Source organism: Lacticaseibacillus casei DSM 20011 = JCM 1134 = ATCC 393, assembly GCF_000829055.1.
GTDB lineage: Bacteria > Bacillota > Bacilli > Lactobacillales > Lactobacillaceae > Lacticaseibacillus > Lacticaseibacillus casei.
Genome location: NZ_AP012544.1, coordinates 2,048,659 through 2,071,130 on the forward strand (window position 1 = coordinate 2,048,659; position 22,472 = coordinate 2,071,130).

The following is a 22,472-nucleotide window of genomic DNA, read 5'->3' on the forward strand; positions in this document are numbered from 1 at the left end:
CAAAATGAAATTTTTATGAACGAGTTTTCATTTTTCACAAACTCGCCAAGTCGATTTCTGTAAACGGAAGCTGTTCATCAAAGGCAATTTTGCGTCCTAACGTAATGGCATCGGGACCGGTTACCGTATCATATGCCAACACCCGAACGCCGGCTTGCTTAGCGTTGGTGATCGCGGTGACCAGCTCGGGAAAACGATCCCGATAAATGGTCATCTCCTGAATATCTGGCAACTGTACGATGAACACCAAAAACGCCTGGTAGCCTTCTGCCTGTGCCATCATCAAGGTATGGACATGCTTCAATGCGCGAGTCGTCGGGGCATCGGGAAATGCGGCTAACGAGCCATTCGCTAACGTCACGCCTTTGGTTTCGACAAACCATGGCTGCCCATCTGCAGCTGTGCCGGCAAAGTCCAGCCGAGAATCGCGCCAGGTTGTTTCCGGATGAACCGCATACGGCAACGTCAACCCCGGCAGTGTCAAGGTTCCTGTTTCCAAGCATTCCTTCGCAACATGGTTCGGCGCCAGACTGTCAATATTGATCCAACGATTTTGCCGCTGAACGGCTAAAAGATCGTAGTGCGTCTTGCGGTTGGTGTTGGCCACATGGCGGACACTGGCAAGCGAGCCCGGAATCAGAATTTCCTTATTGCGGCCGGTATTGTTCATGTGAACAGGCGTCGTCACGCCGTCTAATGCAACTTCGACCGTGAAACGGCTAACGCGGCGAATAAGTTTGCCGACGCTGACGTTTTGATAATGCATGGGATGCCTCGTTTCTGTTAGTTAAGGGGTGGTCTTCCAGCAATTGCGTCGAGCGTACGCTGGACTGTTTGCTTGCTATCCGTCGCCAGTCTGCGCTCAAAAAGCAGCCCCGAACTCTTTTTTGGAGTCGCGACGGCTGCTTGTTGTGATGCTTTTACAATATTAGCGAACGATAATGACAGATACCGACGCATCACGTGCCACTTCACTTGCCACGTGTCCGAGACGTAACCGACCACGGCGCACGTGCGAACCCATAATAACCAGGTCCGGCTTGAAAGCAGGAATCACTTCATCAAGGATAGCAGCAGCTGGACGACCTTCTGCCACAATTGGCTGCGCTTTTTGAACGCCGAAGTCGCGGGCCTTTTCAACATAAGTATTCAGGTTTTTGGCCATCTTTTCCCGTGCTGCATCAACATCGTCAGGTGTCAATGACTGGAAAATATTCAAATCGCCGGTTTCCAGAACCGAAACAATCCCCAGCGGAATATCGTAAATCTTGGCGACCGTGCAGGCGTAGTTCAATGCCTTGCGCGAGGAGTCGTCGTCATCATCATCGACCGCCAGTAGCAGTCGATTATAATGCACGGATTCAATCGTTAAATCATTTTCAGTAACCAACAGAAATGCCCCCTTGCAAGTTTAGGTATCCCTAACAAAACTATTCTATCACACATTACCTTTGTTTTCCGAAAAATACTGCTTAAACCGGCCGACATAATTGTGAAACATGTACTTAAGCAATATCCAACGCTTGAAGGTCATATCCGGCTTGTAAAAGACCGTCGTCCCGTAACGCTTTTCTTTGATAAGCTGCAATGCTTCCCGCTTGGCTTCATTATCGGCGGAATATTGCTTGAAGACCCGCTCCGGCACGCCCAGCCATAGCTTGTATTTGCTGCGGTCAGCATTACCGAAAACTGTTGGAGCATCCTTGAGATCGCCGACGATATAATCACGAACCGGCCAGCTGGCAAGATTGTAGCCATTTAACGTGACAAAGAAACTGCTGCGTCCCTGGCGGATGTTGATTTCAAACAACTTAAAGGTGTTGTCGCGGTGATCATATTTCATATCGAAGTTGGCAAAACCGGTAAACTTGATGGCCTCCAAGAAATCCTTGATTTGATCGTACAGCTTCTGATCAAACGCCGGCATAATGGCGACATAATTACCGATTGAAGCCGGCGTCGGATCTTCCAGCAACGGGTGGCCCAAACACATCATTTTAACGTGATGATATTGATCCACATAACAGTTCATGGTGCGCATGTTGCTATCATCGCCGGGAACAAAATCCTGCAAGATCAGATCGGAAGTGTAGCCATTGTCGTAAATTTTGGCAATCGTATTGGTCAGCTCAACCTGTGAGTGAATCGTGAACGCCTTCTTGCGCCCTTCAAAATGGATATTCAACCATTCCACCGAATCAGTCGGTTTAAGCGCCACCGGAAATTCAAACGGTGCGGTGATGGTGGCGTTGCTTTCGTACATCGACTTGGTGACAATTTTGGTCGCCGGATATGGCAGATGGTATTCCTCACACATCTGATAGAAGCTTTCTTTGCTATTCAGACGCTTCAGCAAATCATAGTCAACATAAGGGCAGATGAACCACTGACTCAATTCATCTTTATGTTTGGATACCAGTTGCGCATATGTATCGCCGCATGCAATCAAGAGTAGTCGACCAGCCGAAGCCGCATGCAGATGGGCGATTTCACGCATTTTTTCGATGAACGTGGGATCAGAATCAAACTGCTTAATCAGATGGACATTCACGATACGCGAAAAACGCGTCGGCGCAAGCTGTTCACGGGCATAAACATCAATTGCGCCGCCGATCATCTCGTGGAACGAACGCGCCATCCCGTACACGTTCATATCACTGCCAAGCAGAATGGGGGTAAAACTGGGTGCATCTTTCATCTGGATGATATTCTCCTCGTTCGATAGGCTCAGGTTCGTTATACCTGCGCCTTGAAATTTTCATTGAAAATGCAGCGGCGATCAGTGACGTGGTTGGTGCCGGCTGCATATGACATTTCCGAAGCGATCGTTGAAGCGGTTCAACTTTTCGCTCGTCGCTCTCGAATTATACCATACTGGCAATATGCATTCATGAAGATACTGGTAGTGTGGTTCAAAACTATTTCAGCTGCGCCATATCGATCGTGATGTACACAATGCTCTGATTAGCTGCCAACGACCAATTCGACGGATCCTGAACTGGTGGATAAGGTTCACCATCCAGCATGGTTGCGATGGCATCCACAGCCTCTGTGGCCGCTTCTTCACGCGTTGTTCCTTCAGTCACCATTCCTTTAATATTTGGACTGGTGACTGTAAAGTAATGGCCGTCTTCATCATTAAATTCGGTGAAAATGGTTGGATAAACTAGAACCGGTGATTTGATAGGCTCTTTTTTCATGGCTGTACTCCTTTAATCGAAGATCTCTGCTTGACCCGCCTTCTCAGCCAGATACGCAGCGATCTCTTCTTCCGTGGGCGGATGCTTACTGACCCACCCCATATGAACGGCTAATTGTTCTTCCTTCGGGACAGTTGTTAATTCCGTGATACAGGCAAGCGCGCGCTGCCGATACGAGGCCCTTACGGCGATGATTTGCCCTACTTTCAATTCACCTCTAAGCCGCCCCGGAATACTAAAACGGTGCGGTTTGCCTTTTAGACCCACCGCAACCACTGTGTTATAAGGACTGATCATATTGAGTTTTTCTTCTTTTGGCAAACCGGTTGCAAACACTTCCAGGATAGTTCGGACCGAAAAGTCAAGCGCCCCGTCGCCGTGCCACAGTTGCAAAATTTCTGGCGTCGTCAGGCGTTTTATCACGCCCTCACCTAGCGCAGTGACAACAGCGGCCCCCGTTTCTTCCGTCGTTACCAGTTTAAGTTGGCTTAACTGATCCAGCAGCATAGACAGACGCTTCAGCGACAAGGTGATGACTTGGTCGCCAACCGCTATTTGAACGTTGTGCTGCTCGTCTTCCATCACCTCGGCATGCTTGACAAGCAAAAGCATGTAAGCGAGGCCACCCACTCGCAGCGTATTGTTAGGGCTGGCCAAGCAGTGCCGAATCATCTCGCGGAGTTCAGCGAAGTTAGCGGTATTTCGCAGATCAAAGTTGAAACCTTGGTAACCTGCTTGGCGATGATCGCTAATTCTCAAGTGCCAAAGCCGTTTGCCATCAGTAATCAGGCTGTACCGGCTGTTGGTGGTAAACGAATAGACGAATAACAATTCATGCTGATCAGGCCCCAACGCCGCTTTAATCGTGTCATGAATAACCTGCGACAGGCGACTCGCGGTCGTGTAATACCAGTGTTGGCCGATGTTGATCAGTACCCGTTCGTTAGACTTAATCCGCTCCATCCGTTCCGTCCTTTCTGGTCTGGATCATGACAGTTGTCTGCCTTTATATTACCAGAAAATAGCCGTCAAACGAGACGATATCTTGTTGCTCGCCCTCTGCCGATTTTCTCGATCTGCTGTTTATTTTGTAGTTCGAGAAGGGCCCGTTCGATTGAACGCTGACTGTATTCTGGCACAAGCGATAATAAATCACGCTTGCTCAGTGGCCGTAATTCTCTCTGCAACGCATTTAAAACCAATTCTGCTGCCGACTTAGCTTGAGGTTGTGTGATGTTGATGCGCTCATTCAAATCACGATAAGCCTGCAAAATAATGCTCAAGAAGTAATCAAGGAATGGTGCGTATGAATTACCATTCGTCATCCAATCGGTTGAACTTTGTTGGAGCCGCTCGTAATAAGCAGATTTTGTGTGTTCGATAAGTTGTTCAATACTAACGAATTTTCCTACCAAAAAGTTATTTTGGTATAACGTCAGCAGCATTAAAAGCCGCGACATGCGACCATTGCCATCTCTGAACGGGTGAATGGATACAAAGTCAAAAACAAATGCGCCGGTCAGCAATAATGGCGATAAAACGCCGGCATGGATCGCCTGATTGTAGGCATGGCACAACGAATCGACCAACTCAGGCGTCATGTGCGCCGGTGGTGGGGTGAATCTGACACCCTGACTTCCATCTTTATAGTGATTGACAATGGTGTTATTGATGTCTTTGTAATGACCACCCCATATACTTTCAGTGTAATTAAATAGCTGTTTGTGTAAGCCAAGGATTGAATTGCTAGTAATAGGAATGTCTTGATAGTGCTCATGGATCAACTCTAAAACATCACGATATCCGGAAATCTCCGCCTCACTACGATTGTGGGGCGTCGTCTTTTTGTTCACCAGTTCCCGTAAACGCGTGTCACTGGTATAAACTCCTTCAATTCGGTTGGACGCATCGGTGCTTTCAACTTTGGCAATGTTGACCAATCTTTCTAAAGCAACCCGACTCTTCTGTAAGCCGTCCTGTTGTTGTCCGCGCAACTCATAAATCTGATTCATTTTAGCCACGATGGCAGGGGTGACCACCAGTGCATTGAGGCTTTCATAGTCAAAATATTTCATCGCCAAGCGCTCCCTTTCCTCGCCATATTACACTATTTGGCGTAGAAAACTCAATTATGGCGCGTAAAAAAAAGCCAAGCTTCAATGCTCGACTTTTTTTGAAAGTTCCCCCGTTTTTACCACCTGTACACCTTGTTCACTTGGCGTCACGATCCGCACTTGCCATTCCGGCCACCGTTGTGCGGCTGCCTTTTGTAGTTGTTCGGCTCCGGCGGCATCGCCAACAATGGCCAGCATGGTCGATCCCGAACCGGAAATCAATAAGATCCCGTCGTGTGCGGCCGTTTCCTCGCGCGCTGCCTGATAATCCGGAATCAACGTCGCGCGATACGGCTCGTGCATCCGATCCTGAGCCACCTGGCGTAACAGCGATAAATCACCATCCACCAATGCACGGGTCATCAAAACGCAGCGGCCCATTTGATAAGCCGCATCCGCATAACTCATGGTTGCCGGCAAAATATTGCGTGCTTCTTCGGTGCTAACCGCGTATGGCGGAATCAAGGTAACAAAATGCAGCTGTTGGCTGACGGGGTACTGCCGGACAATCGGTTCATTACCCGCCAAAACAGTCGCACAGACCTGTCCATAAATGGCAGGCGCCGCATTATCCGGGTGTCCTTCCAGCTGAGTGGCCAACTTCAAAAGGGCGGCTTCATCCCAGTCGGCATGAAACCAGGCATTCGCCGCAGCGAGGCCACCGACCACACACGTCGCCGAACTACCCAATCCACGCGCACTGGGAACATCCGAGTCAACGGTGATGCGTAAGTTGGGAACCGGTTGACGAATCGCATTCGCAAACGTGACAAAGGCGCGATAAATTAAATTTTCCGGGTTAGCGAAAGCATCCCCGTCACCGATGATCTCAAGCTTTTGGGTGCTCGGCTCAAAAGTGAACCGAGATTTGAGATCAAGGGCCATGCCCAACACATCGTAACCAACGCCTAAATTAGCCGTTGTTGCCGGAACGGACACGCGAATCATCATCGAAAACCTCCTTTGCCGCATTGAGAATGGCGGCGCCCATTGCTGCTGGTGCAACCACGTGTTTCGGTTGAGGCGTCATCGTTGCCAGACGGGCCAGATTTGCTGGAATCGCAACGCCACTCACCTGTTGTAGTTGCGTCATCAACGAAAAATCGTCGCCTGAAATCGGCAAGTCAAGTGCCTTAGTTACCGCACGCGGGAACTTGTAAGGACTCGCTGTGGCCAACAAAACATTCGGCGTGGTATCACCCGTATCCCGATATTGTTGCATCACACTGTAACCGACTGCTGTGTGTGGATCCATTAAGTAGCCATCTTGCTGCCAGACTGTGGCAATCGCCTCTGCTACTTGTTCGTCAGTCGCAAAACCACCGGCAAAATCAGCTTGAATCGCCGCCAGCACATCAGAACGGACTCGATAGCGTCCTGTTTTCGCCAGATCTTTCATTAGCATGGCCACGTAGGCACTATCTTCGCCGCTCTTATAATATAGCAGGCGTTCCAGATTACTTGAAATCTGAATATCCATACTTGGGGCAACGGTTTTTAAAAACGGCCGATTGCGATCATAGATGCCAGTATCAAGAAAATCCGCGATCTCGCGATTTGCATTAGCCGCAGCAATCAGTTTATGAATCGGCAAGCCCAGTGCCTTGGCATAAAAACCAGCCAGTACATCGCCAAAGTTTCCGGTCGGCACCGTGAAATTAACCGGTTCCCCTAACTGGATTGCATGGCTGTTGACCAGTTGCAGATAAGCGGCAAAATAATAAACCACCTGTGGAATCAGCCGGCCAATGTTAATTGAATTCGCCGCCGACAGCGTAACCTGTTCTGCCTGCAAGCGTGCTGCAAAACCCGTATCGGTAAACAACGCTTTGACCGCACTCTGCGCTTGGTCAAAGTTACCGGCAATCGGGAACACCCGCGTATTCCTACCAGTTGTTGTCAGCATCTGCTGCTCCTGAATCGGGCTAACCCCATGATCGGGATAAAAAACCGAAATGCCGGTTTGCGGCACATTTTTGAATCCCTGCAGGGCCGCGGTGCCGGTATCGCCACTGGTCGCCGCCAGAATCATAATGCGATCTTCCGGATCCAGAGCTAACCGCATCAATTGCGGCAATAATTGCAGCCCCACGTCTTTGAAAGCACTGGTCGGACCGTGAAATAATTCAAGCACGTGAAAATCACCGACATTCCGAATCGGCGTGATGCGTTCATCGGAAAAATTTTGTCGATATGCTAAATGGATCGCTTTTTTCAATGAAGCAGTGTTAAAATCAGGCAACAGGGTCATGAGAACATGCTGAGCGATCGTTTCATAATCTGCTCCCAGTAAATCCTGAAGCGCAATCCGATAATCCGTTAAATGCGGCAAAACGAATAAGCCGCCTTCTTCGGAAATACCTTGCTTAATGGCTTGCTGGCTGGTTTTGGTTATTCGTTGATCCCGTGTGCTCGTGTATCGCATGTGAACGATTCTCCTATCTGATCCGACTTGTTTTTACGATATGGATATGATAATCTGTTCGCATTAGAAAAACAAGTGTCTATATTTTATAAACAAGGAGCTGAGAAATATGAATATTGCCATCTTAGGTTTTGGTACTGTCGGTAGCGGCGTTTACGATATTGTTGCGAATGGTGATCGCCGAATGCGGGTCACTGCGATTTTTATTCGCCCAACCCACCCTGCCACCATGCCTGAGATGACAACTGATTTCGATGCCATTCTTGCGGATCCTTCTATCGATGTGGTGGTGGAGGCAATCGGCGGGCTGCATCCCGCTCACGATTATATTCTCCGGGCCTTGCGCCATGGCAAGCATGTCGTCACCGCCAATAAAGCGGTTGTGGCCCGTTATCTGCCTGAATTTATTGCGACCGCGGAAGCACACAATGTTCGGTTTTATTTTGAAGCAACGACTGGCGGTGGCATTCCCTGGATCCGTAATCTGGAACGGGCCGCGCGGATTGATCAGGTCGATACAATCGAAGGCATCTTTAATGGCACCAGCAATTACATTTTAGACCAGATGCAACGTGCCCACCTGGATTTCGATCCTGTCCTGCTGGCGGCTAAGGATATGGGCTATGCCGAAGCCGACCCGAGTGCCGACATTGACGGCGATGACATTGTCAACAAGCTCAAAATCTCTGCGGCTTTGGCCTACAATATGGTACCGCCGCGTGATGTGCCTAAGTTTGGCATCCGGCACGTCATCAAAGCCGACATCGACTTTTTCGCCAAACACCACCAAGTGCTGCGCTTAATCGGTAAAAGCAAACGAATCGGTGATCATTACAGTATGGTCGTTGAGCCGCGGCTTTATCCAGCCACCGCTTTAGCTGCAAATACTTTTGAAAACTTCAACCTCATTCGCCTGCATGGCCAAACCATTGGCGATTTACAGTTCTATGGCCAAGGCGCCGGCAAATACCCGACGGCCAACGCGATTGTTCAGGATCTTTTCGATATTCTGGAAAAGGTCACCCATCTAAAACGCGACTTCAAGCAAACCTTACAATTTGATTCTGACCTCAGTGTTGCCGATTATCTGTTACGGGCTGATCCGCTAACCTTTGCGATGTTTAACGACAAGCAAACTGAAGTGATCGATCACCGGCTGCTGATTAAACAAATCCCGGTCGGCGAAATGCATCGACTCATGCGCGGCGTTTTGGCAATTGATGCCCATGCATTCATGGCGGCGATTGGCGACAGCGAACTCGTCGCGCGCGATGTCAAACAGCAATTGGATCAGGAGGTCATCGGATGAAAGTCGCAAAATTTGGCGGCAGTTCCGTTGCCACCGCCGATCAATTTCAAAAAGTCAAAGCCATTATCGATCAGGATCCCCAGCGTCAGCTTGTGGTCGTCAGCGCCGCCGGTAAATATGGCCCGGCCACCCAAAAACTCACAGACATCCTCTATCTCATTGCAGACGGCATCGAAGCCGGCCGCAATGTGACGCAGATGTTTGCTCAGGTAGAGGCCAGATTGGAAGCCATCAATCACGCATTACAGTTACACGTGCCTTTAATCAAGTTAATGAACACGATCCGTCATCGGCTTGCCACGCATTATTCGCGCGATTATCTGGTATCCCGCGGCGAATTTTTAACTGCTCGGCTGATGGCAGCGTATCTGGGCTACACCTTCGTGGATGCCGCCGACTTGTTCTTTTTTGATCAAAACGGCGCCATTGATGAGGCCAAAACCCAGGCAGCCTATCGCCAGCTTCCTAAGCATCACGGCTTGGTCATCCCCGGATTTTACGGACAGAATCAAGCCGGGCATGTTCAACTCATGCCCCGTGGCGGATCGGATATCTCCGGCGCATGGTTAGCACGGTTGGCTCAGGCAGATTTATATGAAAACTGGACTGATGTGTCTGGCATTAAAATGGCGGATCCGCGCATTATCAAGGATGCCGACAGTATTGACGTGATGAGCTATGATGAGTTGCGCGAATTGACCTATATGGGCTTTAGCGTGTTTCAGGAAGAAGCCGTCCAGCCGGTTCGTGAATGTAAAATTCCAACTCGCATTCTCAATACCAATGCACCCCAGGATCCGGGAACGTTGATCATTCATGATGACGACCCCAGCGACGAGCTGCGCATTATCACCGGCATTGCTGGGCGAAAACATTATCTCGTCATTACTATTCGTCAATACCAGCTTGCTTTACACTTGGAAGTCATTCAACGCGCATTGGGCGTCATTGCTGCCCATCATCTAGTCGTTGACTACCTGCCAACCGGCATCGACAGCTTCAGCTTGTTGATTCGAGAACCCCGCCACCAAATCTCGGTTCGTGAGTTAACGGCAGCAATTAAAACCACCTGTCAACCGGATAAACTGGAAGTCACTGAAAATGTCGCCTTAATTGCGATGGTTTCCCGTCAATTGCGAAAACGACCGGCGATTGCGGGCAAAGTGCTTGCGTATTTGGATGACAACCTGTTAAATGTCCAGTTGGTCAGTCAAACCAACGACGATATCAACTTACTGATCGGCGTCAACGACAAAGACTATGATAAAGCCGTTCGCGTCATTTACAGCAGTATTCACCAGAATTTCCACCGCCCAGCACCTTATATTGAAGGCATTGCTTGAGGTAGATGGTATTGACTAACCTATCAAAAAAGGCTCCTGCTTCCCAGTTCAATGACTGCGATAATCCCTTTATGGTTGTCAGATGAAATATCATAATTCATCTGATGATCATGGAGGGATTTTCTATGCCCAGATCTAAGCATACAGCTCAAGAAAAGTTACTCATATTGGAGGAGTTCAGACATTCGAATATAAGTATCAGTAGTTTCTCCCGTCAACACGGTCTTGGTGATCGCACATTACAACGTTGGCAGGCGCGCTATGAACGCGATGGGATTAAGGGATTAGAGGAAGCTCGAAAGAATCAACATTATACCAAGGAACAAAAGCTTGAAGCAGTACTTGCTTATCTCAGTGGTGAAGGGTCATTAGCCGAAGTCACGATGCAATTTGGTCTGCGCTCATCAACACAATTGCAAAGATGGATAGCCATGTATAATAGGGATCATCAATCTTTGACGGCTTCACCGTCTAGAAAGCAGGTCCCCACCATGAGTCGTACAACCACCTTCGAAGAACGCATTAAAGTCGTTGAATATGTCACTAAGGGTAAGCACTCCTATACTGAAGCGGCAGCCCATTTTGATGTGTCTTATCAACAGGCACGGTCTTGGGTGATCAAGGCTCGCGAAGGCGGTTATGAGACGCTGGTAGATAACCGTGGTCACCACAAAGACAAGCGTGATCTAACCGAATTAGACAAGGCCAAACTGCGCATTCGTCAACTAGAAGCTGAGCTCAAGGACAAAGAGCTAGTGGAGGCCTTTGTAAAAAAATTACTGGAAATCCAGCACAAGGAGTGATCAAACAACACCGACAAGCTTACCGTGCCATCGAAGAAGTTAGTCAAGGCCAACATGGCGCTGTCACAAAGTTATTGGACGTTATTGGCATCAGCCGTCAAGCTTATTACAAAGGCTTAAGGCGGGAGGAAACAGTGTGGGAGGTCCACGATCGGCGGCTTAAGGAGCGGACTCAATATTGGTTTGATTTTCATCGCCAAGGCATTGGTGCTGGGAATCTTCTGATCAACTTACAACAAGATGAGCTGATTGACTTTCCGATCACGATCAAACAAGTTCGTCGCGTCATGCGCGAGCTTGACATTCGATGTCAGATCCGCCAAAAACGGCATAGTCGCGTCAAGCAATCTGAACAGTACCTGCAAGACAATGTGCTCAATCAATGTTTCTACGTGGAACGCCCTAATCAAGTCTGGCTAGCCGACTCAACCGAGTTGAAATACGGTATCAACGGCGAGTACAAGATGCGCCTCAGTGGCGTTCTTGACCTCTATGGCCGCAATCTGTTGGCTTACAACCTGAGTGCAACCGAAACAACCGCTGCCGAGATTCAGGTCTTCCAGCGCGCTTTCACTCGCGCTGGCAACGTCCATCCGCTCATTCATACTGATCGTGGTTCCGCCTATACATCCAAGGCATTCAACCGCTACCTCAACCAATTTGAAGTCACACGAAGTATGTCACGGCCGGGAACGCCCTATGACAACGCACCGATAGAGCGCTGGTGGAACGAGTTTAAACTGCGGTGGATGGATCGTCATCCAATGGCAAAGACTTACAAGGAATTCGTCAAGCTCGTTGAAGACGGGATCCACTATTTCAATCACGACAACCGTTCAGGACAAAGAGACGGCCTTACCCCAGAAGAATACTGGAATAAGGCCATCTAAAGGCTACCAAAATTTTATATTATTTCATCTGTCAACTTGACAGGGCCGACCGCAGACTGAGAAGCGGGAGCCTTTTTTTACGTTACGCAGTTGCTAATGACATTGGCGCATCACTATTTCTTCCACGGCTTATCTGCCTCTTTTGTTGGTGCACTTGCTGCCGATTGACTGGTTGCGGCCGGCTTGGCGGCGGAGGTTGCCGGTGCTGCTGGTGCTGCCGGTTGCTTTTGCGGTGCTTCCGACTGTTTTTGCGGCGCCTTTTCGGCAGTGTCCGCGTGTCGACCCTTGATGGCATCGACCACTGGCTGATTGCCTGCTTGATGCATAAGAGCGCCATTTAACATCCCACGAATGTCAATGCCTGCCACTTCCTGAAGCATATCCAACTGCTTGACCAAACTGCCACTGGTTTGCTTGGTGAGGTCGCCGTCGCCATAGAGCTTAATCGAATCAACGTTGGCGTATGGACTCATGGCAGCTTCAATAATCTTCGGCATTGCCTCGATGGTCATCTTGAAGCGACCGGATTCATCCAATTGGCGAGCCGCTTCAGCTTGCTTCGCGATTGCTTCCGCCTGCGCCAGCCCGATTGCCCGGGTCTTGCCGGCTTCGGCTTCCCCGATCGCCTTAGTTGCATTAGCATTTGCTTCAGCAGCCAACTCAACTTGCTTGGCTGACGCTTCGGCTGCAGCAATCTGGGTTGCCTTCTGTGCTTCAGCCGCGCGCTGAGCCTTATACAAGTCAGCATCGGCCTGTTTACGCACGGTGGCATTCAGTTCCTGTTCCTGCAGTTCCGCGTTCTTCTGGGCCAGTTCAATATCTTTTTCCTTTTGAACCTGTTTGGCCTTCATCTGCTCAACAATCGCTGCCTGATCGGCTTGGGCCTGGGCAATTTCCTGTTGCTTCTTGAAGTCGGCCATTTTGACTTGTTGCTCGCGTTCGGCATCCGCCACCTGCGTCTGCCGCTCGATTTCCTGCTGTTTAGCTTCCTGATCGGCTTGAGCTTGCTGAATCCGCGTGTCACGGTTAGCGGCCGCTTCAGCAACTGCTGCGTTTTTCTTGACCTCGGCAATCTGCTTCTTACCTAATGAATCAAGATAGCCGTTCTTGTCGGCAATATCTTTGATCGTAAATGAGATAATCTGCAGGCCCATTTTGGCTAAATCGGAACTCGCCACGTCCTGAACTTTCTCGGCAAACGCATCCCGGTTTTGGTAAGTATCCTCAACCGTTAACGTGCCTAAAATAGCCCGCAAATGGCCTTCGAGAATTTCCGTCGCTTCGGCATTGATCTGCTCGTCATTTTTGCCTAAAAACTGTTCGGCAGCAGTTGCGACTTCTTCCTGGCTAGAACCGATTTTTAAAATAACCGTCCCATTGACGATGATCGGAACACCCTGCTGCGTGTAAACTTCCGGCGTTGCCACCTCGATTGTGCGGGTGTTCAGGCTTAAAACATCCCAGCGCTGTAAAATCGGTAGGATAAACGACCCGCCATTCGTGATCAGCTTCACCCGATTCCCGTTAATATCCCGAAAGCTATGCTTGCCGGATATCAAGGCACCGGAAATAATCAGAACCTCGTTGGGCAACGCTGTCTTGCGGTGCGTTGCCAAGAAAATAAAAAGCAACAGTAAGACAACGATCACAATGATCCATGGCATATAATCAGCTAAAATTTCCATTCGTCCCCTCCTCTTAGGGTTGGTTATGTGCGGCGACCTCATCAACATATGCGACGCCTTCTGTGAGTTCGATAATCACGACTTTGGTGCCCTGTTCAAGTGGACGATGCGTGCCTGACCACAATTTAGCCGGGTAAGTTTGCCGCGCCCGGCCGCCACCCGTCACCATGACTTCGCCCGTATGATCAGGGGCAACCGCCAGTGTCAACGTGCCCAGCAGATAATCCTGAGTGCTCATGGACGTTGTGTTCTCCACCGATGACAAAACGCGCTGTAAAACCGCCAATAGCGGCAACAACACCAACGAGAGCAACATCCATAAAAGACCGGCAACGATCACCAACGCAACCACGCCCACCACCAACTGTAAACCCAATCCTTGTTGGGTCCACCAAGTAACCATTCCGATCGCCTCGCTTTCAACAAGTACAAACGTCTCTTTTATTCTACCATGCAAACGATTCCCAGACTATACCAATCAAAACGAAACGAGCGTTTTATTTTGCACAATCGATTTTATCAAAATGATCAGTCATAATGCAGCGCATAATCTTCTGGCACTTGATACCGTAACGTTTTGGTGAACAATAAATAACTGATGTAAGCTAATCCAATTGGCAAGACAAAGAACAGCAGGGTCAATTCCAGAATATTGCCTACCGTTACGGCTTTCATCGCATCTAAGGCCGCCAATGGTCCCACCAGCCCGGAAAATCCAAATCCGGCACTGGCCGGGGTACCCTGAATGTTTAATGCTGCCCCAATACCACCAAGAATGCCGGCATTGATCGCCATCGGTAAGAACAGCTTGGGTTTAGACAAAATATTGGCCATCTGCATTTTAGGCGATCCCAGGAAATGGGCCAAAGACGGGCCAAGCGGATTCGCCTTCCAACCGTAAACTGCCAGCGCAAAGCTTGCCCCGACAATCCCCAGATTCGCTGAACCAGCACCGATCCCGCTTAACGAAATGGCTGTGGCAATTCCGACCGTGCTGATTGGAGTCACGATTAAAACCGCAAAAATGATCCCCATCAAAACGCCCATGACGATCGGTTGTAACGCGGTAATGTCATGCACGAGCACCCCGATGTACTTGGTAATCCCGGAAACCGGCCCCAGCGTCAACATTCCCACACCGCCGGCAATGAGTAAAACCAGCGACGGAATCAGCAGAATCGTATAGGCTTTCAACGCATTCCCCAGCAATAAAATCACCAAATAGCCAATCGCAAGCGTAATTGCCAGATTGATGACATCCCCGGTTCCGGCAACCGTTAAGCCGGTTTTGGTCAAATGGTAATTCCCGGCGCCAATAATCGCGGCCAACGCCAACGAACTCGTCTGAATCGGTGTAAATTTCGCGATCATCCCCACACAAACCGCCGACAATGCCGGCAACAGGGTCATGGCGGCGGTGGTCATATACGTCACCACCGCCAGTTGCGGAAAGCTCGGCAAAAGCAACTTCACAATGGCGTTCAAAATAGCGCCAGGCACCAGCGCCACGATGATCCCCACAGATAAACCATTCAAAATGTTCATCGTCACCGTTTTCGCGTCTTGTTTCATGCATTTTCCTCCAATCTAGTTAACTTGATGCGGTGAATGACCGCCTTCCAAAATGAGCTTGACATCGTCTAACGAAATATCAATCATGTTTTTCACCGCTGCATCGGTGTAAAAGCCGATATGTGGCGTAATCTCAACGTTCGGCATCGCCTTCAACGTCTCGAGTTCGGGATTGTCCACCAGAGTCTGACTACGATCCTCACCAAAAATACCGGCTTCCCCTTCAATCGTATCCAACGCCGCACCGGCAATGACATGATCCTTCAGCGCCTGAATCAAGGCACCGGTATCAACAATCGGGCCGCGGGCAGCATTAATGAGATAAGCGCTTGGCTTCATTTTTTTCAGTGCATCTGCATCAATCAGATGGGTGGTGATTGCATCCAGCGGTGTATGCACCGTCACGATATCAGCCGTCGTCAGTACCGTGTCCAAATCCACATAACTAACCGTATCCGCCAGCTCAGGCCGCTTCACTGGGTCACTCACAATCACCGTTGACCCCAACGCACGGAAAATCCGAGCCACCGCACTGCCGATTTTCCCGGCACCAATAATGCCGATGGTCAGATTGTGAATTTCCGCAGCTTCCAAGCCACCCCAGCTGTAGTCATCCTTCGCTTCGCGGGCACTTGCTTCTCCTAAGTGGCGAATCAGCCGCATCACTTGTGCCAGCACCAGTTCGGAAACCGACCGCGGCGAATACGCTGGCACGTTGGTCACAGCCAATCCGTTGGCGGTAGCGGCTTCAAGGTTCACAATGTCAAAGCCGGTAATCCGCAATGTCAGCTGCTTCAAGCCAAATGCCTTCAGCTTTTGATACACAACGTCATCAGGAATGGCCGCGTGTTGCTGAATCACAATGCCGTCATAACCCTTAGCCAAGTCAACCGTCTTGGGCCCAAGTTCAACCGTGTTCGTATCTACCTCAATGTGATTAGCGGCCACCCAGTCATCAATGGCAGCTTGCTCATCGGGACGAACGGAATACATCAGAATTTTTGTCATCTTTGCCTCCATGTTGTTTGTCGTTACTTTGCCTATTTAGCCATTAATGACTCGCCATGTACTTAGCAATGCGATCTGTCGCTAGTTCGAGATCTTCCATTGACGCCGCATAAGAAAGTCGCACATAACCTTCACCGCCAGGACCGAAACTCGCACCCGGAATAACCGCCACTTTTGCCTCGCGCGCCAACGCGTAAACAAATTTCCAGCTATCATGCATGCGCTCCGGTAATTTAGCAAAAATGTAGAAGGCCCCATCAGGATGCGGCACCGTCAATCCAGCATCGGTCAAGGCTTTGATCAAAAAGTCCCGCCGCTTCATGTAAGCTTCCTTCATCGGCTGCACATCGTTCATACCATTTTTCAGTGCTTCTTCAGCGGCTCGTTGCGCGTTCGTGGTCACGCTGGTCATCGTGAACTCGCTGACTTTTCCGACCTGGGCAATGACATCTGCCGGCCCGGCCGTGATACCCACGCGCCAACCGGTCATCGCATGGGACTTCGACACCCCATTTAAAACGATCGCCTGATCCGGCAAAACTCCGCCTAACGAAACGTGGGTGCCAGTGTAAGTTAATTCGGAATAAATCTCGTCACTAAGTACAAAAATCTCATACTGCTTAATCACCGCCGCCAACGCTTCGAGATCGGCGCGACTATAAGTTACCCCAGTTGGATTCGTGGGGTAATTCAACACCACGGCTTTCACAGTATCCTTATTTGCTTCAATCGCCGCCTGTAACTTTTCAGGTTTCAAAATGAAGCCGTCTGCCGATGTGTCAATAAAAATCGGCTTAGCACCATTCAACATCACAATCGGAATATACAACGGGAAAATCGGTGTCGGGATAATTACGGTATCGCCCTTGTTCAACATCGCCGTCAAACTCGAATAAATCCCGCCAGTCGCGCCCGCGGTGATTAAAATCTGGGTCTCCGGATCATAATGCGTCTGGTATTTTGTAGCCAGATAGTGACTGGCTGCAGCCCGCAATCCCGGCAACCCTTTACTCTGGGTATAGTGGCTTTCATTATTTTCAATCGAGCGAATTCCCGCTGCCTTAACGTGTTCCGGTGTGGGAAAATCCGGCTCGCCTAACGTCAGCTTGACAATGCCGTCGATTTTGCTGATTTCCGCATTAAACTGTAAAATATCGCTCGGCTTGAGCTGCCGAACTTCCTGATTCATGCGATCAACTAATGCCATATCTTTTCTACCTCCAATATTTTTTGCCAGTATTCTTAGCAATTAACCCGATAGACGCAAAAACCCGCAGTCGATGTGACTGCGGGCAAGGAATTGGGAATGATTCTCCTGATTTCAGCCACACAGTCAATTGCTTGATCTGTGTGACCGCTCACTCAAAGGTAACTGGTCTCACAGATCGCGTCTGAAAAACCAGAAATAAAATGATTGTGCGCTTTGAGTCAGCTTCATCGTCATCATGAGAACCTCCTAAGAATTGGATTAGCTAAAGATTACCGGTTACTTGTGCATTTGTCAACTAATTCGAGTTAAATTATTTGACTTTTGTCATGACATCTTGAAACGATTCCCCATTTGGCTTGGGTTCGGTCAAAGTAAGTTTATGCCCATCCAGGTCTTTTAGCGTCATCTCAACTGCTTGCCATGGCTTTTGGGCCGGTGGTGACACAATTGATTGTTCCTCAGTCTTCTCAGCAATCGCCGCAATACCTTTGACTAATAAGTTAATCACAACACTGCTGCCAGCTGAGGCGTGTTTATCTTGAATCAACATCAAATCCTGATACCTTTCGCGACGAATATGCATCATGATGGGTGATCCCGATTGATCATTAAACGTATAAAGCTTTTGAAAGCCTAATTTGTCTTGGTACCAATTGGCCGCCTTGACGATATCCTTGACCGGCAGTTTGACGAACATCGGCATTGGATAGTATTCTGGCAAAATTATCACGTCCTTTTTTAATTAAGCGAATCGCGATATTTCACAACGACGACCCATCTTGTCAGTTGAGACTGATCATCAATGCGATTTGCTTGCGGTTCAGCATAAAAATAGCCGATGACGTAGCGTCAGGGTCAAGCCCTCCTAACCTTTTCCGAGGAAAAATGCCGCATTTCAATGGCTGAATACGCTACAATTAGATTAATCAAGAAGGGAGTTTTCATCAATGAAATATACCATCACGGCCAACAACACTTTCCCGGTTGTGGATATTGCCATGGAACAGGATGAAACAATCCAGATCGAATCAGGCTCCATGATTTATCACAACGGATTAGTCGAGCTGAGTGGCCATATGAACAGCAACGGCAAGAAAGGTCTCGGCGGTCTCATGAGCGCGATTGGTCGATCGGTGACAAGCGGCGAAAGCTTTTTCATCACCACCGCTACTGGCACCGCCCCGAATGCCGAATTGGCCATTGCACCCGGCAATCCAGGGGTGATTAAGGAATTAACGCTTGATGACAGCCACCAATACCGTCTGAATACTGGTGCTTTTCTGGCCATGGACAGCTCGGCCAGCTATCACATGGCCAGTCAAAAGGTTGGCGGCGCTTTGTTCGGCGGCACTGGCGGTTTCTTCATTATGGAAACCGCCGGCACAGGCACCATGCTAGTTTCGGCGTATGGTGATATCATTCCGATCCAACTCGATGGAAGCCACGAATACGTTGTTGACAATAGCCATGTGGTTGCGTGGGATAGTCAGCTGGATTACCACATTCAGCCGGCCAGCGGCGTCATCGGCTTCACAACCGGCGAAGGCTTGGTCAACCGCTTCACCGGAACAGGAACGGTTTACATCCAGACGCGGAACATTCAAGCTTTGGCTAACCTGATCGAGCCATTTATCCCGACTAAGAGTGACTAATGTGTGATCAATCGTTTTAAAAAAACAAAAAGACGACTGACATTTCCTGTGCTGCAATGACTGGAAATGTCAGTCGTCTTATTTGTGATTGTGAATGTTCCCTATTTCATGATAGAACCAATCGCTTATCCTTCAAAAAGCTTGCCTGCCTTAGGACCGGGATCCAATGTCCAGATCTTATCAATGGTAATCACGCCGGCTCCTTTGGGCACTGGGAACTTGCCTTCAGCCCACTTTGCTGCTTGATCATAGTAAGGACCGTCCGTATAGAGCTTGGCAGTGCCGCCAAAGCGGAAGCCTTTCAAAGCCTTGGCATTAGCAACAGCGACAATCGCTTTCCCATTGTCGTTAATGTTGGCTTGGGTCTGACCACCTGTCATTTCGTTGTAAATAAGGTGCTCGTCGTCCAACACCCGCATTGAGATCTTAGGCCCAACATCCGGGTTGCCATCAGCATCAACGGTTGAAATATAGGACAACTCACCAGCAATCATGTCTTTCATTGCTTGATTCAATTTTGCCACTATGACACATCCCCTATTCATTTCAGTAAAACCATTTTAAGGCCGTGAAAGGTTTCAGGCAATTATTGTGTCTCGATGGGATGTCATGTTCATAGAGCGGAATACAGTTGAATATAACGTTCACTCAAACTTCTAGTAAGGAGTTTGATTCAATCCGCGGAATGTTTATGCTTTTTCTTCCGTTGTCCGAACCAGTAATCGGCTATCAGACTTCCAAACGCGCCAGCAACAAAGACCCACCATCTGAATGGGCCTCTCAGCCAGATAGAAGTAATAAAGGCCAGTAACATTGCAACGCCAAACGTTAAGATGAAACTCAGCCAATATTTCATGTCTTCCCTCCGTTCACCTGTATTGAACAACGCTTTTTATAGAATTTTAGAAGTTACCTAAACACCCCTGAAAAAATAAGCACAAGGCATCCACAGCATGATGCTGCGAGTTGCCTTGTGCTTATTATTCATTAAACCGGACTAAGCTTCAATCTTATCTTTATTCGAATCGGCAATGTAATGCGGAATCTCGGTGTCGATAAAGTAAACTTTGTACCAAACCAAGAAGGTGTAAATGGTCCAGACTTTCCGCCGATCATCCCGTTCTTTGCGATACGTCTTGTCGAGAATGTCCAGAATCGCATCCTGATTGAAGAATTCCTTGACCCAATCCTGTTCAAAGGTTTTGCGCACTTCTTTGTAGAATGGTTCGTCTTCAAGCCATTGTTTAACCGGAACCGGGAAGCCGAGCTTTTCACGGCTAGCCCATTCTTCTGGCAAGTGGCGGTTGGCCGCCTCGCGCAGGGCGTATTTGGAGTTATGGGAGTTGATCAGATACTTGGTTGGGATACCCGCAGCGACTTTGGCGACTTCTTTATCCAAGAACGGTACCCGCAATTCCATCGAGTTTGCCATCGAGAGCTTGTCAGCCTTCAACAGAATATCTTTAGGCATGAACTGATGGATATCGAGGTACTGCATCTTTTTCACTTCATCGTCGTAGTGGCGAACCTTCTTGTAGGATTCGGTGACAATGTCGCGTACGCTCTTACTTTGCCGGAATTCAGGCTGCAGAATTTTGTCGGCTTGACCTTCATGGAACACGAGTGCTTCACCAATGAAGAATTCTTCTGCCGGAGCCGTGGATTCATACAAATGCAGGCGACCATGGAAGTTAGGCATTTTCTTCAAGCCATGGGCGATTCGGTACTTCACGCCACGCGGCAACTTCCGTAAACCATCCGCAAACACGCGGATTGCATGGCTACGGGTGTGGAACCCATAGTTGGCGTAACCAGCAAACAGTTCGTCGGCACCTTCACCAGACAGGATAACAGTGACGTCTTTATGCGCCATCCGAGTCAGGAAATAGAGCGGCACGCAGGATGGGTTGGAATCCGGCTCGTCCAGATGATATTGGATGAGTGGGAAGTTGTCGAGCGCTTCTTTTTCGGTCACGATATCGCTGGTGTTGTCTAAGCCAAGTTTGTCGCTCAGCTCCTTGGCTGCCGTTCCTTCGTGATATTTCTTGTTGTCAAAACCAATCGAGAAAGTATGCTCCGGCCGCAACAGTGCCGTGATATACGAAGAGTCAACCCCGGAAGAAAGCAAGGACCCGACTTCAACATCAGAAATCCGGTGGGCTTCAACGGATTCGGAGACGCTCTTGTCAATCGCAGCCACGGTCTCGTCGAAACTGAGATGGTTGGCCTTAAAGTCCATATCCCAGTACTTCTTGATCGTGAGCTTGTTATCCTTCAACGTGAAGTAATGGCCCTCCGGAATGCGATAGACGCCCTTGAAGAACGTCTCATCCAAGGCGGAATATTGGAAGGTCAAATACGGCTTCAGTGCTTCTTTGTTTAATTGCTTTTTAAACTTGGGGTGCTTCAAAAATGCCTTGATTTCACTGCCAACGATAAACGTATCGCCATCGTGATAGTAATACATTGGCTTGATACCAAAGAAGTCGCGAGCACCGAACATTTCTTTTTTATTGTCATCCCAAATCAGGAAGGCAAACATGCCGCGAATCTTCTTGAGTAATTCTTCCATGCCATATTCTTCATAGCCATGGAGTAGAACTTCAGTGTCACTGTGGGTCTTAAATACATGTCCGGCAGCGATCAAGTCTTTGCGAATGCTTTGGAAGTTATAGATTTCACCATTGAAGATAATAGCAACCGTGCCATCTTCGTTTAAAATCGGTTGTGAGCCACCCTTTAAATCAATGATGGACAACCGGCGGAACCCTAAAGCGACATCATCATTGATATATTCACCGCTGGAATTCGGTCCCCGGTGCTTGATCATATCCATCATGCCATTAATAACTGGCTTTTTGTTCAAAATTGTCTTGTCCGCAAACGCGATGATTCCGCACATACAGTTAACCCCTTTTCACGTGAATGACCATCATTACTTGTTTCAGTATAAAGATTTGGCGGCGCAAGTCAATTGAAGCGCGCCGGTAAAAAGGAGCCTGTACGACGTTGTCAGGCCGACTTAATCGGGACATATAGACAGCCACTGTCTCGCAACCGCGGTCGCAAGTAAAATTCAGATCTTTCAGGCAATGTCTCTGGTCATTTCTGAAAATTAAGAAAAAGGCAAAAAAATAGAGACCCAGATTCCTACAGGTGAACCTGGATCTCCTAAGTTAAGGATTTGACCGATGCAGCAGTTTTGTTACATTTACTGGTGCTAATTGTAAAACCCTCTTCAATAAATCTAATACTGCGACA

Annotated in this window: 22 protein-coding genes; 5 read left to right on the forward strand and 17 right to left on the reverse strand. The window is 48.8% G+C overall.

Going from position 1 to position 22,472, the window contains the following annotated elements; genetic code table 11:
• Positions 1-34 precede the first annotated feature (34 nt).
• The 8 genes from sfsA to thrC all read right to left on the reverse strand — a co-directional run bounded on the left by sfsA (position 35) and on the right by thrC (position 7,739).
• Positions 35-766 (reverse strand): DNA/RNA nuclease SfsA, encoded by a 732-nt coding sequence (sfsA, locus tag LBCZ_RS09950; protein WP_025013589.1) that lies wholly within the window; start codon positions 764-766, stop codon positions 35-37.
• Between the two features lie 162 nt (positions 767-928).
• The gene (locus LBCZ_RS09955; RefSeq protein WP_010491798.1) at positions 929-1,390 is read right to left on the reverse strand and encodes a universal stress protein; all 462 of its coding nucleotides are present in this window, start codon (positions 1,388-1,390) and stop codon (positions 929-931) included.
• A 48-nt stretch (positions 1,391-1,438) separates the two neighbouring features.
• Positions 1,439-2,698 (reverse strand): carboxylate--amine ligase, encoded by a 1,260-nt coding sequence (locus LBCZ_RS09960; RefSeq protein WP_010491799.1) that lies wholly within the window; start codon positions 2,696-2,698, stop codon positions 1,439-1,441.
• Positions 2,699-2,918: 220 nt separating this feature from the next.
• Positions 2,919-3,200 carry a type II toxin-antitoxin system HicB family antitoxin gene (locus LBCZ_RS09965; protein ID WP_010491800.1) on the reverse strand — a complete coding sequence of 94 codons (282 nt, stop codon included), beginning with the start codon at positions 3,198-3,200 and terminating at the stop codon, positions 2,919-2,921.
• Between the two features lie 12 nt (positions 3,201-3,212).
• Positions 3,213-4,163 (reverse strand): hypothetical protein, encoded by a 951-nt coding sequence (locus tag LBCZ_RS09970; RefSeq protein WP_025013587.1) that lies wholly within the window; start codon positions 4,161-4,163, stop codon positions 3,213-3,215.
• A gap of 65 nt (positions 4,164-4,228) precedes the next feature.
• Complete coding sequence (locus tag LBCZ_RS09975; protein ID WP_010491801.1) at positions 4,229-5,275, reverse strand: Fic family protein; 1,047 nt, start codon at positions 5,273-5,275, stop codon at positions 4,229-4,231.
• Positions 5,276-5,356: 81 nt separating this feature from the next.
• Entirely contained in the window at positions 5,357-6,262 is a 906-nt protein-coding gene (thrB, locus tag LBCZ_RS09980; RefSeq protein WP_010491804.1) for a homoserine kinase, read from the reverse strand.
• Entirely contained in the window at positions 6,228-7,739 is a 1,512-nt protein-coding gene (gene thrC, locus LBCZ_RS09985; protein ID WP_010491805.1) for a threonine synthase, read from the reverse strand. The genes thrB and thrC overlap by 35 nt, the downstream gene beginning before the upstream one ends.
• 109 nt (positions 7,740-7,848) lie before the next feature.
• On the opposite strand from thrC, the gene LBCZ_RS09990 reads away from it, so the two are divergent.
• The 4 genes from LBCZ_RS09990 to LBCZ_RS10005 all read left to right on the forward strand — a co-directional run bounded on the left by LBCZ_RS09990 (position 7,849) and on the right by LBCZ_RS10005 (position 12,084).
• Positions 7,849-9,048, forward strand: coding sequence for a homoserine dehydrogenase (locus tag LBCZ_RS09990; protein WP_010491807.1), 1,200 nt, complete (start codon positions 7,849-7,851; stop codon positions 9,046-9,048).
• Positions 9,045-10,391, forward strand: coding sequence for an aspartate kinase (locus LBCZ_RS09995; protein WP_039639266.1), 1,347 nt, complete (start codon positions 9,045-9,047; stop codon positions 10,389-10,391). Before LBCZ_RS09990 ends, LBCZ_RS09995 begins: the two co-directional genes overlap by 4 nt.
• 125 nt (positions 10,392-10,516) lie before the next feature.
• Positions 10,517-11,194 (forward strand): helix-turn-helix domain-containing protein, encoded by a 678-nt coding sequence (locus LBCZ_RS10000; RefSeq protein WP_010493863.1) that lies wholly within the window; start codon positions 10,517-10,519, stop codon positions 11,192-11,194.
• Positions 11,191-12,084, forward strand: coding sequence for an IS3 family transposase (locus LBCZ_RS10005; RefSeq protein WP_010493862.1), 894 nt, complete (start codon positions 11,191-11,193; stop codon positions 12,082-12,084). The genes LBCZ_RS10000 and LBCZ_RS10005 overlap by 4 nt, the downstream gene beginning before the upstream one ends.
• 113 nt (positions 12,085-12,197) lie before the next feature.
• On the opposite strand, the gene LBCZ_RS10010 is transcribed toward LBCZ_RS10005, so the two are convergent.
• The 6 genes from LBCZ_RS10010 to LBCZ_RS10035 form a co-directional block, all read right to left on the reverse strand.
• Positions 12,198-13,769 (reverse strand): flotillin family protein, encoded by a 1,572-nt coding sequence (locus tag LBCZ_RS10010; protein ID WP_010491810.1) that lies wholly within the window; start codon positions 13,767-13,769, stop codon positions 12,198-12,200.
• A gap of 13 nt (positions 13,770-13,782) precedes the next feature.
• A complete protein-coding gene (locus LBCZ_RS10015; RefSeq protein ID WP_032958671.1) occupies positions 13,783-14,172 on the reverse strand; it encodes a hypothetical protein in 390 nt (129 codons plus the stop codon).
• Between the two features lie 125 nt (positions 14,173-14,297).
• Complete coding sequence (locus LBCZ_RS10020) at positions 14,298-15,341, reverse strand: PTS sugar transporter subunit IIC (protein ID WP_025013015.1); 1,044 nt, start codon at positions 15,339-15,341, stop codon at positions 14,298-14,300.
• A 15-nt stretch (positions 15,342-15,356) separates the two neighbouring features.
• A complete protein-coding gene (locus tag LBCZ_RS10025) occupies positions 15,357-16,349 on the reverse strand; it encodes a D-2-hydroxyacid dehydrogenase (protein WP_010491815.1) in 993 nt (330 codons plus the stop codon).
• A 43-nt stretch (positions 16,350-16,392) separates the two neighbouring features.
• Positions 16,393-17,556 carry an aminotransferase class I/II-fold pyridoxal phosphate-dependent enzyme gene (locus LBCZ_RS10030; RefSeq protein WP_010491817.1) on the reverse strand — a complete coding sequence of 388 codons (1,164 nt, stop codon included), beginning with the start codon at positions 17,554-17,556 and terminating at the stop codon, positions 16,393-16,395.
• A 313-nt stretch (positions 17,557-17,869) separates the two neighbouring features.
• The gene (locus tag LBCZ_RS10035; RefSeq protein WP_010491819.1) at positions 17,870-18,280 is read right to left on the reverse strand and encodes a VOC family protein; all 411 of its coding nucleotides are present in this window, start codon (positions 18,278-18,280) and stop codon (positions 17,870-17,872) included.
• 226 nt (positions 18,281-18,506) lie between these two features.
• Between LBCZ_RS10035 and LBCZ_RS10040 the strand changes: the two genes are divergently transcribed.
• Positions 18,507-19,211 (forward strand): TIGR00266 family protein, encoded by a 705-nt coding sequence (locus LBCZ_RS10040; RefSeq protein WP_025013016.1) that lies wholly within the window; start codon positions 18,507-18,509, stop codon positions 19,209-19,211.
• Positions 19,212-19,336: 125 nt separating this feature from the next.
• On the opposite strand, the gene LBCZ_RS10045 is transcribed toward LBCZ_RS10040, so the two are convergent.
• The 3 genes from LBCZ_RS10045 to asnB form a co-directional block, all read right to left on the reverse strand.
• Complete coding sequence (locus LBCZ_RS10045; RefSeq protein WP_029345580.1) at positions 19,337-19,738, reverse strand: pyridoxamine 5'-phosphate oxidase family protein; 402 nt, start codon at positions 19,736-19,738, stop codon at positions 19,337-19,339.
• Between the two features lie 146 nt (positions 19,739-19,884).
• A complete protein-coding gene (locus LBCZ_RS10050) occupies positions 19,885-20,067 on the reverse strand; it encodes a hypothetical protein (RefSeq protein ID WP_010491824.1) in 183 nt (60 codons plus the stop codon).
• 141 nt (positions 20,068-20,208) lie between these two features.
• Positions 20,209-22,113, reverse strand: coding sequence for an asparagine synthase (glutamine-hydrolyzing) (asnB, locus tag LBCZ_RS10055; RefSeq protein WP_010491826.1), 1,905 nt, complete (start codon positions 22,111-22,113; stop codon positions 20,209-20,211).
• Positions 22,114-22,472: the final 359 nt, after the last annotated feature.

Excerpts from the sequence above, each read along its gene's own strand:
- LBCZ_RS10010 (WP_010491810.1), bottom strand. The coding sequence starts at position 13,769 with ATGGAAATTTTAGCTGATTATATGCCATGGATCATTGTGATCGTTGTC.
- LBCZ_RS09995 (WP_039639266.1), top strand. The coding sequence starts at position 9,045 with ATGAAAGTCGCAAAATTTGGCGGCAGTTCCGTTGCCACCGCCGATCAA.
- LBCZ_RS09970 (WP_025013587.1), bottom strand. The coding sequence starts at position 4,163 with ATGGAGCGGATTAAGTCTAACGAACGGGTACTGATCAACATCGGCCAA.
- LBCZ_RS10040 (WP_025013016.1), top strand. The coding sequence starts at position 18,507 with ATGAAATATACCATCACGGCCAACAACACTTTCCCGGTTGTGGATATT.
- LBCZ_RS10050 (WP_010491824.1), bottom strand. The coding sequence starts at position 20,067 with ATGAAATATTGGCTGAGTTTCATCTTAACGTTTGGCGTTGCAATGTTA.
- thrB (WP_010491804.1), bottom strand. The coding sequence starts at position 6,262 with ATGATTCGCGTGTCCGTTCCGGCAACAACGGCTAATTTAGGCGTTGGT.
- LBCZ_RS09960 (WP_010491799.1), bottom strand. The coding sequence starts at position 2,698 with ATGAAAGATGCACCCAGTTTTACCCCCATTCTGCTTGGCAGTGATATG.
- LBCZ_RS10000 (WP_010493863.1), top strand. The coding sequence starts at position 10,517 with ATGCCCAGATCTAAGCATACAGCTCAAGAAAAGTTACTCATATTGGAG.
- LBCZ_RS10015 (WP_032958671.1), bottom strand. The coding sequence starts at position 14,172 with ATGGTTACTTGGTGGACCCAACAAGGATTGGGTTTACAGTTGGTGGTG.
- LBCZ_RS09990 (WP_010491807.1), top strand. The coding sequence starts at position 7,849 with ATGAATATTGCCATCTTAGGTTTTGGTACTGTCGGTAGCGGCGTTTAC.
- thrC (WP_010491805.1), bottom strand. The coding sequence starts at position 7,739 with ATGCGATACACGAGCACACGGGATCAACGAATAACCAAAACCAGCCAG.
- LBCZ_RS10030 (WP_010491817.1), bottom strand. The coding sequence starts at position 17,556 with ATGGCATTAGTTGATCGCATGAATCAGGAAGTTCGGCAGCTCAAGCCG.
- sfsA (WP_025013589.1), bottom strand. The coding sequence starts at position 766 with ATGCATTATCAAAACGTCAGCGTCGGCAAACTTATTCGCCGCGTTAGC.
- LBCZ_RS09965 (WP_010491800.1), bottom strand. The coding sequence starts at position 3,200 with ATGAAAAAAGAGCCTATCAAATCACCGGTTCTAGTTTATCCAACCATT.
- asnB (WP_010491826.1), bottom strand. The coding sequence starts at position 22,113 with ATGTGCGGAATCATCGCGTTTGCGGACAAGACAATTTTGAACAAAAAG.
- LBCZ_RS10025 (WP_010491815.1), bottom strand. The coding sequence starts at position 16,349 with ATGACAAAAATTCTGATGTATTCCGTTCGTCCCGATGAGCAAGCTGCC.
- LBCZ_RS09975 (WP_010491801.1), bottom strand. The coding sequence starts at position 5,275 with ATGAAATATTTTGACTATGAAAGCCTCAATGCACTGGTGGTCACCCCT.
- LBCZ_RS10020 (WP_025013015.1), bottom strand. The coding sequence starts at position 15,341 with ATGAAACAAGACGCGAAAACGGTGACGATGAACATTTTGAATGGTTTA.